Genomic DNA, 13,384 nt, shown 5'->3' with positions numbered 1-13,384 from the left:
GCGGGAGTCCCGCCTGTCGAACCTAGCGGGTGATCTCGATCACCTCGCGCTCGGTCACGATCATGTCGAGCGGCTGGTCCGTCGCCTCCAGCGGCAGTTCCGCGTCCTCCTGCGCGGCATAGGCAAAGCCGATGGCCAGTGTCGGGCGCTGCGCCCGCAGACCTTGAAGCGTGCGGTCATAGAACCCGCCGCCATAGCCGAGCCGCCCACCGCTGCGCGAGAACGCGACCAGCGGCACGATCAGCACTTCCGGGGTGATCAACCGCTCCACCGCCGGCACCATCGCGCCGAACGGGCCATCGACCAGCGCGCAGTCCGGTTCCCATTGCGAGAACACCAGCGGTTGCGCCTTGGCGCGGATCACCGGCACGCCGACACGTCCATGCGCCGCGGCCTCGGACATGGCGGGCAGGGGGTCGATCTCGGTGCGCATCGGCATGTAGCCCGACAGAGGCACACCGCGATATCCGGCGAGCACCTGGCTCAGATGTCCTGCAGCGCCGCGATGACCTGTCTCATGCGCCAGTTTGCGCCGGGCAAAAGCGGCGCTGCGGGCGGCGGCCTTTTGCGCCTCGAGCGTCATAGCAGCACCACGACGGCCAGGCCGAGGAAGGCGAAGAAGCCCACCACGTCGGTCACGGTGGTCACGAAGGCGCCCGACGCCAGCGCCGGGTCGATGCCGAATTTTTCCAGCACGATGGGAATTCCGGTCCCGGCAAGCCCGGCCACGACAAGGTTGATCACCATGGCCGCCGCGATCACCCCGCCAAGCGCCAGCGACCCGAACCAGACATAGCCGACGGCCCCCATGATGACCGCAAAGGCCAGCCCGTTGATCAGCCCCACCAGCACCTCGCGGCGAAGCACGCGCCAGACGTTCGATCCGGTCAGGTCCTTGGTCGCCAGGGCCCGCACGGCAACCGTCAGCGATTGCGTGCCCGCATTGCCGCCCATCGAGGCCACGATGGGCATCAGCACCGCCAGCGCCACGATGGTCGCGATCGCCTCTTCGAACTGGGAAATGACCAGGCTGGCGAGGATCGCCGTGACCAGGTTCACGAAAAGCCACGGAAAGCGCCGCCTTGTGGTTTCGCGCACCCGGTCCGAGACCGAGCTTTCGCTGTCCACACCGGCAAGGCGCAGGATGTCCTCCTCGTGCTCCTCGTCGAGCACCGCCATCGCGTCGTCGATGGTGATGACCCCGACCAGCCGCTCGTTCTCGTCGACCACCGGCGCCGAGATCAGGTGATACTGGTTGAACGCATAGGCCACGTCGCCTTCGTACTGGTCGACCGGGATGATGTGGAACGTGTCTTCGACGATCGACCTCAGCAGCACCTCCCGGCGCGATCCCATCAGCTTGCCCAGGGTGACATTGCCCACCGGGCGCAACCGCGGATCGACCAGCGTGATGTGGTAGAACTGATCCGGAAGCGTGTCGGAATTGCGCAGGAAATCAATGGCCTCACCGACATTCCAGTGCTCGGGTGCCATCACCACCTCGCGCTGCATCAGGCGTCCGGCGGAATATTCCGGGAAGGTCAGGGACTGCTGAACCGCCACCCGGTCGCTGTCTTCCAGCGCATCGAGAATCGCGTCCTGCTGTCCTTGCTCGAGATCCTCGAGAAGATCGACAACATCGTCGCTTTCGAGCTCGCGCACGGCGTCGGCCAGCACCTGGGGCGACAGCAGGCCGATGACCTCTTCGCGGATCGATTCGTCCAGCTCCGACAGGATGTCGCCGTCGAATTCCTTGTCATAAAGCTTGATCAGCCGCATCCGGTCGAAGGAATTGACCTGTTCGAGCAGGTCGGCGATGTCGGCCGGGTGCAGCGGCTCCATCAGCTCGATGAGCTGTTCGCGGTCGTCGATATCGACGGCATAGAGGATCTGGGCCACCGCCTTGCGCCCCAGGCTGTAGGCGCCGTCGAGATCTTCGGTCTCAGGTGCCTCGATGGTCTGGTCTTCGCTCATCCTGCCCCTCGCTTTCCTGCCGTGCCCATCCTTACGCAATCACCGCGGGAGAAAACAGAGCGCGCGCGCAATTTACCATCCGCTTGGCCAAAGATAGGATGGCGCTGCCAGGGTCAAAAAGGGCATCCCATGTCAGACATTTCGCTCCATCTCGGCCAGACGCTTTGGTTCGACGGCAACCCGATGCTGGAGGGGCCGCAGGTGGCGGTTCACGATGTCCGCGGCGCGATTGCCGTGCAGGACGGGCACGTGCTGGCGCGCGGCACGGCGGACGATCTGCGGCGGGCGTATCCACAGGCCACGATCGAGGATCACGGCCAGGCGCTGATCCTGCCGGGGTTCATCGACGCCCATGTGCACTATCCGCAGACCGCGATGATCGCGAGCTGGGGCAAGCGGCTGATCGACTGGCTCAACACCTATACCTTCCCCGAGGAAATGCGGTTCGGCGATCCGGGTTACGCGGCGGACATCGCGGGGCGGTATCTCGATCTGGCGCTGGCGCATGGCACCACGACCATGTGCAGCTATTGCACGATCCATCCCGAGAGCGTGGACGCCTATTTCGAAGCCGCTTCGGCGCGGGGGATGCGGGTGCTGGGCGGCAAGACCTGCATGGATCGCAACGCACCGGACGGGCTGCGCGACAGCGCGCAATCGGCCTATGACGACAGCAAGGCGCTGCTGGAACGCTGGCACGGGCAGGGCAGGGCGTCTTACGTGATCACGCCGCGCTTTTCGCCCACCTCGACGCCGGAGCAATTGTCGGCGCTGGGCGCCTTGTGGGCCGAACATCCCGATTGCCTGATGCAGACCCATCTGAGCGAGCAGACAGACGAGATCGCCTGGGTGCGCGGACTTTTCCCCGAGGCGCGGGATTACCTCGACACCTACGAAGCGCACGGGCTCTTGGGCGCAAACGGGCTTTACGGCCACGCGATCCACCTGGAACCCCGCGAACGCGACCGCCTGCGCGAAATGGGCGCGGCCCTGGTGCATTGCCCGACGTCCAACACCTTCATCGGCTCGGGCCTGTTCGACATGGCAGGTCTGGTGGCCGAAGGGCAGCGCATCGGGCTGGCCACCGATACCGGCGGCGGGTCGTCGTTCTCGATGCTGCGGACGATGGCGGCAGCTTACGAGGTGGCGCAACTGCGCGGTGTCGCGCTGCACCCGTCGGCGCTTTTGTGGCTGGCGACCGAAGGTTCGGCGCGGTCTTTGGGCATCGCGGACCGCGTGGGGACTTTGGCGCCGGGGTCTGAGGCGGATTTCATCACGCTCGATCTGGGGTCAACGCCCGCCATCGCCCAACGCAGCACGCGGGCGGCGGATATCTGGGAGGCGGTATTCCCGACGATCATGATGGGCGATGACCGGGCTGTGACCGGGGCTTGGGTGATGGGGCGGCGGGCCTGACGAAGGATCGCCGATCCTCACCGCACAGGCGGCCCGGCCTAGCCAGAGCGCAACAGGATCAGCGAAGAATTCCCCACGGCTGCCGCGATGCTTGAATAGGCGACCCTGCGGCGTTGCGATCTGTCTGCGGCGCGCAGAAGCCGGGTCTCGGCCTCCTGCACGATGGCGACCGCTGCGGCGCGGGCCGCGCCCTGGCGGTCCGGGGCCACCGGGATCACCTCGCGGCTGGTCCGCGCCGACTGCGCGCTGCTGTCGCTCAACCGAAGCATTGCCGGGCGCTTGGTCGTGGAGGCATTGTCGCGCGCCACGCGGTTCAACTGACGTGCCGCATCGCGGATGATGGTCTCGGCCTCGCGAAACTCCCGGTCCTGGGGAAGCCTGTCTGCAAGCCAGTCGAAATAATCGGCGACACAATCCACCGTGTAAGCAGGATCCGGGACATTGCCGCACAAGCGGCGCGCACCCTCGGTGAATCCGCGGATGACGGACTCGACAGATTGCGGAGCCATGGTCTGCGCGCGGTTCCCCGTGCCATACCCTTGGGTATGGCCGGGCGTGCCGACCATCAGGGCGCCCGCCAGAAAGGCCAGGGCAAAGAGGGGCGGAATGCGCGACAGGATGTCGTCCTCGTCGTTGTCTGAAAAGATGAACTGCCGGTCCTTCATAGATGCTGACCCTCGTGTCGATCAACCGTCTTGAATCCGCCGGCCGCGCAGACGCCTCGAACGGACACGAAAAAGCCGCGCAAGGCAGACCCCGACGCGGCTTTGTCTTCACTGTCCGTGTGAAACGGAAGGCTTACTTGATCTTGCCTTCCTTGTACTCGACGTGCTTGCGCGCGACGGGGTCGTACTTCCGAACAGACATCTTTTCCGTCATCGTCCGCGCGTTTTTCTTGGTCACGTAGAAGTGGCCCGTTCCCGCAGACGAGTTCAGGCGGATCTTGATTGTGGTCGGCTTCGCCATGGGTCGTCTCCTGCATCGGGCAAGGACTGCCCGTGAATGTCATCTTGAACGCCGCCTTCTACCCGTGCGCGCGACCGAGTCAACCCTTCACGCGGGGTTCTTTGCTTCAGGCGGACAGAAAAACGCGCGGAGGGCCTGTAAGCCGGATTCTGTCCCCCTCGGGTTGCCCCGAGGTTGGATGACCATTCCTCTGGGACCGATGTTGCCACCGGCCTCGTGCTGCCAACCCGGGGATCTGGGCTGAAGCGACCCTGCCGACGCGCGGCGCGATCCCCCTATTCGGCATTGCTCCCGGTGGGGCTTGCCATGCGGGGACTGTTGCCAGCCCCCCGGTGGGCTCTTACCCCACCGTTTCACCCTTGCCCCGACCGAAATCGGGGCGGTCTGTTTTCTGTGGCGCTTTCCGTCAGGTTGCCCTGCCCGGGCGTTACCCGGCACCGTTGCTTCAGGGAGTCCGGACTTTCCTCCCCCTTGTCGGGGGCGGCCATCCGGCCCTCCGCGCGAAACGTGGCGTAGGCGAAGATGGCACCGCGGTCAATCGCTCCGTTTCAGGCGGTGCGCGCGCTTGTCTTCTCCGGTTCGCAAATATCCCGGGAGTTTGAGGGCAGAGCCCTCAAGATGTTCCGTTGACGGAACATCCGCGATGCGTCGACGCATCGTGCCCCTAGCGCAGCACGTAGGGCTGGTGCAGCCAGTCCCACAGCGCGTCGTTTGTCTCGTCCGGGGTTTCCAGCGTCGGCAAATGGCCTGCATCCTCGAGCACGACCAGCCGCGCATGCGGGATCAGTTCGGCCATGAAGCTGTGGCGCTTGACCGGGCACAGCGCGTCATGGGCGCCGCAGAGCACCAGCGCGGGCTGGCGGATCTTGCGCAGGGTGGATTGCTGGTCGCGGCGGCGTTGCAGCGCGCGGGACTGGTTCAGGAACACCTCGGGGCCCAGCGTGTGCGCCATGTCCATCACGGTTTGCAGCACCGCCGGGCGACGCGGGCCGGGGGCAAGGAAGCCCGGCTTCAGCTCGTCGCGCATCACCTCGGACAGCTTGCCGGATTTCACCTTGACGATCTGCGGCTCGCGGTCGGCGGCCACCTGCGGTGTCTCGGCCAGGCAATTGGTGTCCATCAGCGCCACGCGGGTCACCCGTTCCGGCGCCCGGCGGAGGATCTCCATCGCCACGATGCCGCCCATGCTCAGCCCGGCGAGCGCGAATTTCTGCGGCAGAAGCGGCAGAAGGCCCGAGGCGATCTCCTCGACCCGCTGGCCATGGGTGATCGGCGCGACCATCACCGGATGGGTGGCGGAAAAGGCACGGATCTGCGGCTCGAAAAGCCGTGCGTCACACATCATGCCCGGCAGGAAAACGACGGGTTCGATCATCGTTCAAAAGCGTCCCGAGGCGAGGGCGGCACCCCTGGCCAGCGTTTCCAGCTTGGCACAGGCGATTTCCGGGTCCACCGCACCGAAACCCGGTTCTCGCGGGCAAAGAGGAAATCAACCACCTTCTGCGTTCGCGGCAGCGATCCGACATGGGTGGTCTTGATGCGCGACATATGCTCGGCCCCGTTTTTGCATCGGCTTGCGGGGACAGTAGCAAATCATGAGGCACGTGCCAGACGCTTCGACGTATCCGGCATTCTTTTGCAGGGGATAATGCGGCGCCTAGTTCATGAGCCTGCGGGCCAGCGCAGTCTGACGCTCGATCACGCGGGGCAGATCGAGGGTGGTGACATGCCCGTCGCGCACGATCTGCCGACCCTCGATCAGCAGGTGTTTCACCCGCGTCGGCCCCGCCAGCAAGAGCGCCGCCGGATCCCAGCTTCCGGCGCTTTCCACGCCGGTGACATCCCAGATGGCGATATCGGCGCGTTTGCCCAGGGCGATCTGGCCGCAATCGGGACGGCCCAGCACCTCGGCCCCGCCGCGCGTGGCGATGAACAGCGCCTCGCGGGCGCTCATGGCGTTGGCGCCGTTCGCGACCCGTTGCAGCAGCATCGCCTGACGGGCTTCGGCCACGAGGTTGCCGGCGTCGTTGCTGGCCGATCCGTCGACACCCAGACCCACCGGCACACCGGCATCGCGCATGGCGCGCACCGGGGCGATGCCCGATCCAAGGCGGCAGTTCGAACAGGGGCAATGGGCAACGCCGGTGCGGGATTTGGCAAAAAGATCAATCTCGTGCCCGTCGAGCTTCACGCAATGCGCGTGCCAGACATCCGGCCCGGTCCAGCCAAGGTCTTCGGCATATTGACCGGGGCGGCAGCCGAATTTTTCGAGGCTGTAGGCGATGTCCTCGTCGTTTTCGGCAAGATGCGTGTGCAGCATCACCTCCTTGTCGCGGGCCAGAAGGGCGGCATCGCGCATCAGGTCGCGGCTGACCGAGAAGGGCGAACAGGGGGCCACGCCCACCCGCACCATCGACCCTGCGCTGGCGTCGTGATGCGCGTCGATCACGCGGATGCAGTCCTCGAGGATCGCGGCCTCGTCTTCGACCAGCGCATCCGGCGGCAAGCCGCCGTCGCTTTCGCCGATGCTCATCGCGCCGCGTGTCGGGTGAAACCGCATCCCGATGTCCTGTGCGGCGGCGATGGTGTCATCCAGCCGCGCGCCGTTGGGGTAGAGGTAGAGGTGATCCGAGGTCAGCGTGCAGCCCGAGAGCGCCAGTTCCGCCAGCCCGATTTGTGCCGAGACGAACATCTCTTCGGGACCGAACCGCGCCCAGATCGGATAGAGCGTCTGGAGCCAGCCGAAGAGCAGCGCATCCTGCCCGCCGGGCACCGCGCGGGTCAGGGTCTGGTAGAGGTGGTGATGGGTGTTCACCAAGCCCGGTGTGACGACACAGCCCTTGGCGTCGATAATGTTCTCCGGGCCGGTCAGACCCGCGCCGATCTCGGTGATCACACCGTTTTCGATGCGAATGTCGGTGTCCGCGACTTCCGACAGCGATGTGTCCATCGTCAGGACAGTTCTTGCGTTCTTGATCAGGATGGCCATGCCGTTCCCTCCACACATAAGCGTGCCCTTTTCGGTGTGAAGACCCCGCCGGGACGACAGAAAAGGAGCGGAAGGACTCGTCCGGGCGGGTAAAGCGTAGCGCGTCTTGCGCGGTTTGTCAGCCTTTGAGCAGGGCCAGTGCGGCGGCGTGCAATTCAGGCGTGGCGGCGGCGAGTGCCGTGCCGCCATCATGCGCGGGCGTGCCGTCCCACTGGGTGACAACGCCGCCGGCCGCCTCGATCACGGCGATCGGGGCCTGAATGTCATAGGCGTTCAGACCGGCCTCGATCACGAGGTCGATCTGACCGGCGGCAAGCAGGGCATAGGCATAGCAGTCACAGCCGTAGCGGGTCAGTTTGACCTTCGGGGTGACACGTTCGAACGCGGTGCGCTGATCCGGGCTGCCGATTTCGGGGAAGGTCGAGAACAGAATGGCCTGTGACAGGTCGGTCGTGGGTTTGGTGCCAAGCAGGTCCCTGCGCCCCGGACCTGTCCAGTCACACCGGCCCAGCCCGCCCATGAAGCGTTCGCCGACATAGGGCTGGTCGATCATGCCCATGAGCGGGCCGGTCTTGTCGGACAACGCGATCAGGACGCCCCAGGTCGGCGTGCCGCTGATGAAGGAGCGCGTGCCGTCGATCGGATCGAGCACCCAGGTCAGGCCGCTGGTGCCCGCGACGCTGCCATGCTCTTCGCCGAGGATCCCGTCATCGGGCCGCAGGCGGGCCAGCACGTCGCGCATCGCGGTTTCCGCGGCGCGGTCGGCGATGGTGACGGGGTCGAACCCGCCCGCAAGCTTGTTGTCGGTGGCAAGGCCGATGCTGCGGAAATGCGGCAGGATCGCCGCCCGCGCGGCATCCGCCATCTGTTCCGCCACCGACCAGAGGTCGGACGCATCTGCCGAGGTGAAACGGGTCATGAAAAGCCTCCTGAAAGCAGCCCCTTACGGGCTACCCCAGGAGGCATGCAGGCTCAAGCGACGTCTGACAGCACGCGGGCCAGTTCAAACAGGCGGCGCCGCTGGTTTTCGGGAATCGCGTAGTAGGACCGGATGAGATCGAGCGCTTCCTTGTCGCCAAGAAGATCCGCCGGAACCGCATCTGCCCTGGGGGTCGATGCACCGTCCTGCTGGCTTTCGGCGATGCCTTCGAAGAAGAACGCCACGGGCACGTCGAGCGCGTCGGCGATATCCCAAAGGCGCGAGGCGCTGACACGGTTTGCACCGGTCTCGTATTTCTGGATTTGTTGAAATTTTATTCCGACTTTTTCCGCCAGTTGCTGCTGGGTCATTCCGACCAGCCATCGGCGGTGCCGAACTCTTTTTCCCACATGGACGTCAACAGGATGTGCCATCGTGCTTCCTTTCGAAAGGCGCGTTATCGATTTTTTTTGGTCAGACAGGAAATTCTCCACCGCGCTTAAGACAGAAGCATTCTTGAGACAACCTATCCGATTGTGAATGACAAAACGCTATAGCATGGCAGGTATCAGGGCAAGAAATTTGGCCGGGCAAACCAGAAAATGGTTAACAAAATGCAATCATGACGGAGTCTTCGGTAATTTCTTGCGGTCGTTGTGGCCGCGGCGCCGTGACAGGCGGCCTGATCTAAGTCATGGTAAGCGAAAGATAATTCTCCGCAGGAAGCCCCTATGAAAGCGTTTCAGGTCCACAGCCACACCACCCCCCCAAAGATGACCGATGTCGCCATGCCTGACCCCGCGGCAGGCGAGATTCGGCTGCGAATCCACGCGTGCGGGCTGAATTTTGCCGATCTGCTGATGGTGACGGGCACCTATCAGGACACGCCGGATCTTCCCTTCACTCTCGGGATGGAGGTGTCGGGCGTCGTCGACGCCCTGGGCACGGGGGTCGATACGGTCGCCGTCGGAGACCGGGTCGCGGTTTTTGGCGGGCAGGGCGGGCTGGCGGAATACGGCTGTTTCGATGCGCGCCGCGCGGTCAGGCTTCCCGATGGCATGTCGATGACGGACGCCGCGGCGTTCCAGATCGCCTATGGCACCAGCCATGTCGCGCTGGAGCACCGGGCGCGGTTGCAGCCCGGTGAGACGCTTCTGGTGCTGGGGGCCGCCGGGGGCGTCGGATTGACGGCGGTCGAGATCGGCAAGCTGATGGGCGCCACCGTCGTGGCCTGCGCGCGGGGCGCGGCCCGGCTCGAGGCGGCCCGGGCGGCGGGCGCGGATCACCTGATCGATGCCGAATCGCAGGACATCCGGACCGAGATGAAGGCGCTGGGCGGGGCGGACGTGGTCTACGATCCGGTCGGCGGCGCGCAGTTTGAGGCGGCGTTCCGATCGTGCAAGCCCGAGGCGCGGTTGCTGCCCATCGGGTTTGCCAGCGGAGAGGTGCCGCAGATCAAGGCGAACCATCTGCTGGTCAAGAACCTGTCGGTGCTGGGGGTCTACTGGGGCGGCTACATCCAGTTCCGGCCGGAAATCGTAACGCAGAGCCTGGCCACTCTGATGGAATGGTACGGCGTCGGAAAGCTGAAACCGCATGTCAGCCACCGGCTCCGGTTCGAGACGGTGGCCGAGGGGCTGGAGTTGCTGCGCACACGCAAGTCCACCGGCAAGGTGGTTGTCGAGATCACATCCTGACCGGGCCGGGCGAAGTCGCTTCGAAGCGACTTGGTAAAGCGTGTTCGAACACGCTTGGAGACGCGGTTTCCAAACCGCGTACGCAAGGCCCTTCGAAGGGCCTTGGCTGCTATTCCGCCGCCGCGCGCAGGTCGACGCCCGAGATCGCCGCGAATTCCCGTCGCAGCAGATCGCAGAGCGGTTCGATGATCTGCGGCCGCGCCGTGCCGCGATACAGCGCGACCGACTGCTGGCCAAGGTCGGGCAGTTCCGCGCAATTGGGGATCGCCTCGAATTGCGGTGGCTCATGGCCTTCGAGCACCGAGGTGATCGCCAGATCGGCACTGACCGCCACTTCGATGGCGCGGTCGCTGTCCGAAGACAGCACCAGGTCCCACGCCGCGCCGTCCTGTTCCAGCTTTCTCAGCGCCACGGGACGGAACGAGCAATGGTTGCAGAAGGCGACGGGCAGGGGGCTGACCTTCCAGGCCTGACCGCCGGGCGCGCCATACCAGCGCAACGGCACATTCATCAGGATCTCCGCCGCCCGGTCCGGTGTCGTTTCGGTGGTCAGGATCACATCGACCTCGCCACGCGCGAATTTCTCTTTCAGGTCGCTCGAGTAGGAGCTGAACAGCTGCACCTTCACCCGCGGAAAGTCGCGCTGCATCGCCTTCATCACGTTGGGGATCGCCGGGTAGATGATGTCATGCGGCACGCCCAGGATGATCTCGCCCTCCCAGGTGGTGTTGGTCAGCTTGCCGTAAACCTCGTCGTTCAGATCGACGATCCGGCGCGCGTAGGCCAGCAGCTGTTCGCCCGCCGAGGTCAGCGCCACCCCGCGCCCGCGCCGGTCCAGCAGCCGCAGGTCAAGGCTTTCCTCGAGCCGTTTGATCTGCATCGACACCGCCGATTGCGTCAGGTTCAGAAAGGATGCCGCGCGCGTGACGCCGCCCGCATCGGCCACCGCGATGAAGGATCTGAGCGTCGTGATGTCGAGATTCCGCATGTATCACAAACCATGATGATTGAGTTCAAAAACATTCGTTTCACAAATGAAGGTAGCATCCGCATATACATCAGGCAACACGATGGTTTCAGCCAGAAGCATCACGGATCAGAAAGGATACGACATGACCAACATGATGGGGGCGGTCCTCGGACGATGGACCCACACCGCGCCGCGCGAGACCGCGCTGGACCGGTTCAACCGCGCAATGGCGCTGCATCGCAGCCGCGCACGGCTGGCCGCGCTCGAGCCGCATCTGCTGGACGATATCGGCATTGACCGGCAGACCGCCGCAGAGGAGGCATCGCGCCCGATCTGGGACGCGCCAGACAGCTGGTTTCGCTGAAGATCGCGGAAAAACACCGTTTCCGGGGACCGGTTCCGTGGGCACAGAGCCAAATAATGCATTTTCTGCACATTTTTCGACATGTCCCACGGTTTCTCAAGCTTGAAATGCAAGCGAGAAGACACGATATTCTCTCCAGAAGTCTTTCACAGGTGTGGGAGATGCCTGAGTTTTATTCGGAGGGATAAATGGCTGAGTATAACACAATCCGGACGACCGGCGTTGCTGGCGCCCGAGCCGCCCAGATTGATGAGGGTCTGCGCGCGCACATGAACAAGGTGTATGCAACCATGTCGATCGGCATGCTGCTCACCTTTGCTGTCGCTTGGGCCGTGGGCACAAGCCCCGACCTGCTGGCGGTGTTCCGCGATCCTGCAACACTCCAGCCGAATATTCTTGGCTGGATCGTGATGTTCGCACCGCTCGTCATGGTGTTCGCCTTCAGCGCGATGATCAACAAGCTGTCCGCGGCGGGCGCCCAGACGTTCTTCTATGTCTTCGCCGCAGTCATGGGCCTCAGCCTGAGCTGGATTTTCGTGGCCTTTACCGGCATGTCCATCGCCCAGGTCTTCCTGGTCACGTCCATCGCCTTCGCGGGCCTGTCGCTCTATGGCTACACCACCAAGAAGGACATCTCGGGGTGGGGCGCGTTCCTGATCATGGGCGTGATCGGTCTGGTCGTGGCGATGATCGTCAACATCTTCCTGCAATCGCCGGCGATCATGTTCGCCATCTCGGTTCTGGGTGTGCTGATCTTCGCGGGTCTGACCGCCTATGACACGCAGTCGATCAAGAACGAATATCTCCAGCATGCATCGCATGCCGACAGCGAATGGCTGGCGAAGTCCGGGATCATGGGCGCGCTGCGTCTCTACCTCGACTTCATCAACATGTTCATGTTCCTGCTGCAGTTGCTGGGCAACCGGGAATAAGACATCCCGCCAATTAATGCGAAAGGCCGGTCATCTGACCGGCCTTTTTTTGTGTCCTTTTGTGTCGTCGCGTGCCTACACGCCAACCTCCGGCCCCAGGCACATCATCGGCTCGTCGTTCTGCTGCGCCTCGTAGAGCGTCGTGGCGTTCGGGTCGTTCTCGAAAATCGCCCGCAGCCCGTTCGCCTCCTTGAAGAAGGACCAGCATTGCGGCGTCGGATTGTCCTCGTAGACAAAGCAGATCATGCCCTGTTCCTCGTACCAGACCCCGTCCTTGCAGTCGCCGTCCAGAAAGGACCAGCGCACGCGCCGGTCCTCGAGATATTCCTCGACCCCGTAGGCCTCACCGTTCTGCCCGAAATACAGCGTCTTGCCGGTGACATAGGATTCGAACTCTGCGCCGTTCATCGGCTCTGCCGCCATCGCGGGGAAGGCCAGGCAGGCAGCCACGGCTGCAAATGTCAGATATTGTTTCATGCCGCGGATCCTACCCAACACGGCGGGTCGGCACAAATGACATCGGCGTAAGATTTCCGAAAATCGACGCTGTGGTACAATGCACGCCCACCCTTGGGCGGTTGGGCTGCGATTAGCGTCGTTTTCAGGCTCGTGACCCGGTCGCGCCTGTGCGAGTTTGCCGCCAGACGCGAACAAGGGACGACCCAGATGGCATTGGACGAACGCAAGGGTGTGTGGAAATCCGGACGGGGCAAGGGGCGCAAGACGCCCAAGGGCCGTCAGTACAGCGACGCGGCGCTGGCCGAGGTACAAGCGCTGCTGGGCGACCGGCCGCGCCGGCGGGATCTGCTGATCGAATTCCTGCACCTGGTCCAGGACGCGCATGGCCATCTGAGCGCCGATCATCTGCGCGCGCTGGCCGAAGAGATGCGTCTGAGCATGGCCGAGGTCTACGAGGTCGCCACCTTCTACGCGCATTTCGACGTTGTGAAAGAGGGCGAGACCCCGCCGCCCGCGCTGACCATCCGGGTCTGCGATTCGCTCTCCTGCGAACTGGCGGGTGCGCAGGCGCTGCAACAGGCGCTGGAGGATGGGCTTGATCCGACGGCGGTGCGCGTCCTGCGCGCCCCCTGCATGGGCCGCTGCGACACCGCGCCGGTGCTGGAACTGGGCCACAACCATATCGACCACGCCACGCC

15 protein-coding genes and 1 other RNA gene are annotated in these 13,384 nt (G+C 64.3%); 5 read left to right on the top strand and 11 right to left on the bottom strand.

The features are described 5' to 3' along the window. Nucleotides 1-22: 22 nt before the first annotated feature. Together LCF60_RS13575 and mgtE are read right to left on the bottom strand one after the other, a co-directional pair. Nucleotides 23-583 carry a 5-formyltetrahydrofolate cyclo-ligase gene (locus LCF60_RS13575; protein ID WP_292292452.1) on the bottom strand — a complete coding sequence of 187 codons (561 nt, stop codon included), beginning with the start codon at nucleotides 581-583 and terminating at the stop codon, nucleotides 23-25. Continuing rightward, nucleotides 580-1,974 (bottom strand): magnesium transporter, encoded by a 1,395-nt coding sequence (mgtE, locus tag LCF60_RS13570; RefSeq protein ID WP_292292451.1) that lies wholly within the window; start codon nucleotides 1,972-1,974, stop codon nucleotides 580-582. The genes LCF60_RS13575 and mgtE overlap by 4 nt, the downstream gene beginning before the upstream one ends. A 129-nt stretch (nucleotides 1,975-2,103) precedes the next feature. On the opposite strand from mgtE, the gene guaD reads away from it, so the two are divergent. Further along, nucleotides 2,104-3,390 (top strand): guanine deaminase, encoded by a 1,287-nt coding sequence (gene guaD, locus LCF60_RS13565; RefSeq protein ID WP_292292450.1) that lies wholly within the window; start codon nucleotides 2,104-2,106, stop codon nucleotides 3,388-3,390. Nucleotides 3,391-3,428: 38 nt separating this feature from the next. On the opposite strand, the gene LCF60_RS13560 is transcribed toward guaD, so the two are convergent. The 7 genes from LCF60_RS13560 to LCF60_RS13530 form a co-directional block, all read right to left on the bottom strand. Further along, nucleotides 3,429-4,055: a hypothetical protein gene (locus LCF60_RS13560; RefSeq protein ID WP_292292448.1), complete on the bottom strand. Its 627-nt coding sequence runs from the start codon at nucleotides 4,053-4,055 to the stop codon at nucleotides 3,429-3,431. 133 nt (nucleotides 4,056-4,188) lie between these two features. Further along, the gene (gene rpmG, locus LCF60_RS13555) at nucleotides 4,189-4,356 is read right to left on the bottom strand and encodes a 50S ribosomal protein L33 (protein WP_028958297.1); all 168 of its coding nucleotides are present in this window, start codon (nucleotides 4,354-4,356) and stop codon (nucleotides 4,189-4,191) included. 122 nt (nucleotides 4,357-4,478) lie between these two features. Next, an RNA gene (gene rnpB / locus LCF60_RS13550) (RNase P RNA component class A) lies at nucleotides 4,479-4,856 on the bottom strand. A gap of 164 nt (nucleotides 4,857-5,020) precedes the next feature. Then, nucleotides 5,021-5,731: an alpha/beta hydrolase gene (locus LCF60_RS13545; RefSeq protein WP_292292447.1), complete on the bottom strand. Its 711-nt coding sequence runs from the start codon at nucleotides 5,729-5,731 to the stop codon at nucleotides 5,021-5,023. Between the two features lie 282 nt (nucleotides 5,732-6,013). Then, complete coding sequence (locus tag LCF60_RS13540; RefSeq protein ID WP_292292446.1) at nucleotides 6,014-7,345, bottom strand: 8-oxoguanine deaminase; 1,332 nt, start codon at nucleotides 7,343-7,345, stop codon at nucleotides 6,014-6,016. 118 nt (nucleotides 7,346-7,463) lie between these two features. Beyond that, nucleotides 7,464-8,264 carry a histidinol-phosphatase gene (gene hisN / locus LCF60_RS13535; protein WP_292292444.1) on the bottom strand — a complete coding sequence of 267 codons (801 nt, stop codon included), beginning with the start codon at nucleotides 8,262-8,264 and terminating at the stop codon, nucleotides 7,464-7,466. Between the two features lie 53 nt (nucleotides 8,265-8,317). Next, entirely contained in the window at nucleotides 8,318-8,698 is a 381-nt protein-coding gene (locus LCF60_RS13530; RefSeq protein ID WP_292292518.1) for a helix-turn-helix transcriptional regulator, read from the bottom strand. Nucleotides 8,699-8,995: 297 nt separating this feature from the next. Between LCF60_RS13530 and LCF60_RS13525 the strand changes: the two genes are divergently transcribed. After that, entirely contained in the window at nucleotides 8,996-9,961 is a 966-nt protein-coding gene (locus LCF60_RS13525; RefSeq protein ID WP_292292442.1) for an NADPH:quinone oxidoreductase family protein, read from the top strand. Nucleotides 9,962-10,070: 109 nt separating this feature from the next. On the opposite strand, the gene LCF60_RS13520 is transcribed toward LCF60_RS13525, so the two are convergent. Next, nucleotides 10,071-10,949, bottom strand: a complete 879-nt coding sequence (locus LCF60_RS13520) for a LysR family transcriptional regulator (RefSeq protein WP_292292441.1) — start codon at nucleotides 10,947-10,949, stop codon at nucleotides 10,071-10,073. A 124-nt stretch (nucleotides 10,950-11,073) separates the two neighbouring features. On the opposite strand from LCF60_RS13520, the gene LCF60_RS13515 reads away from it, so the two are divergent. Then, nucleotides 11,074-11,295, top strand: a complete 222-nt coding sequence (locus tag LCF60_RS13515; RefSeq protein WP_292292440.1) for a DUF1127 domain-containing protein — start codon at nucleotides 11,074-11,076, stop codon at nucleotides 11,293-11,295. A 188-nt stretch (nucleotides 11,296-11,483) separates the two neighbouring features. Further along, nucleotides 11,484-12,227, top strand: a complete 744-nt coding sequence (locus tag LCF60_RS13510) for a Bax inhibitor-1/YccA family protein (RefSeq protein ID WP_292292439.1) — start codon at nucleotides 11,484-11,486, stop codon at nucleotides 12,225-12,227. A 75-nt stretch (nucleotides 12,228-12,302) separates the two neighbouring features. On the opposite strand, the gene LCF60_RS13505 is transcribed toward LCF60_RS13510, so the two are convergent. Next, nucleotides 12,303-12,704: a hypothetical protein gene (locus tag LCF60_RS13505; RefSeq protein WP_292292438.1), complete on the bottom strand. Its 402-nt coding sequence runs from the start codon at nucleotides 12,702-12,704 to the stop codon at nucleotides 12,303-12,305. A 189-nt stretch (nucleotides 12,705-12,893) separates the two neighbouring features. On the opposite strand from LCF60_RS13505, the gene LCF60_RS13500 reads away from it, so the two are divergent. Next, nucleotides 12,894-13,384: NAD(P)H-dependent oxidoreductase subunit E (locus tag LCF60_RS13500; RefSeq protein ID WP_292292436.1), on the top strand; the 491-nt coding region annotated here is incomplete at its 3' end.

The organism is Marivita sp., assembly GCF_020055635.1.
Lineage (GTDB): Bacteria > Pseudomonadota > Alphaproteobacteria > Rhodobacterales > Rhodobacteraceae > Marivita.
The sequence above is the reverse complement of the archived record's forward strand: the minus strand, read 5'-3'. Positions and strand labels throughout refer to the sequence as shown.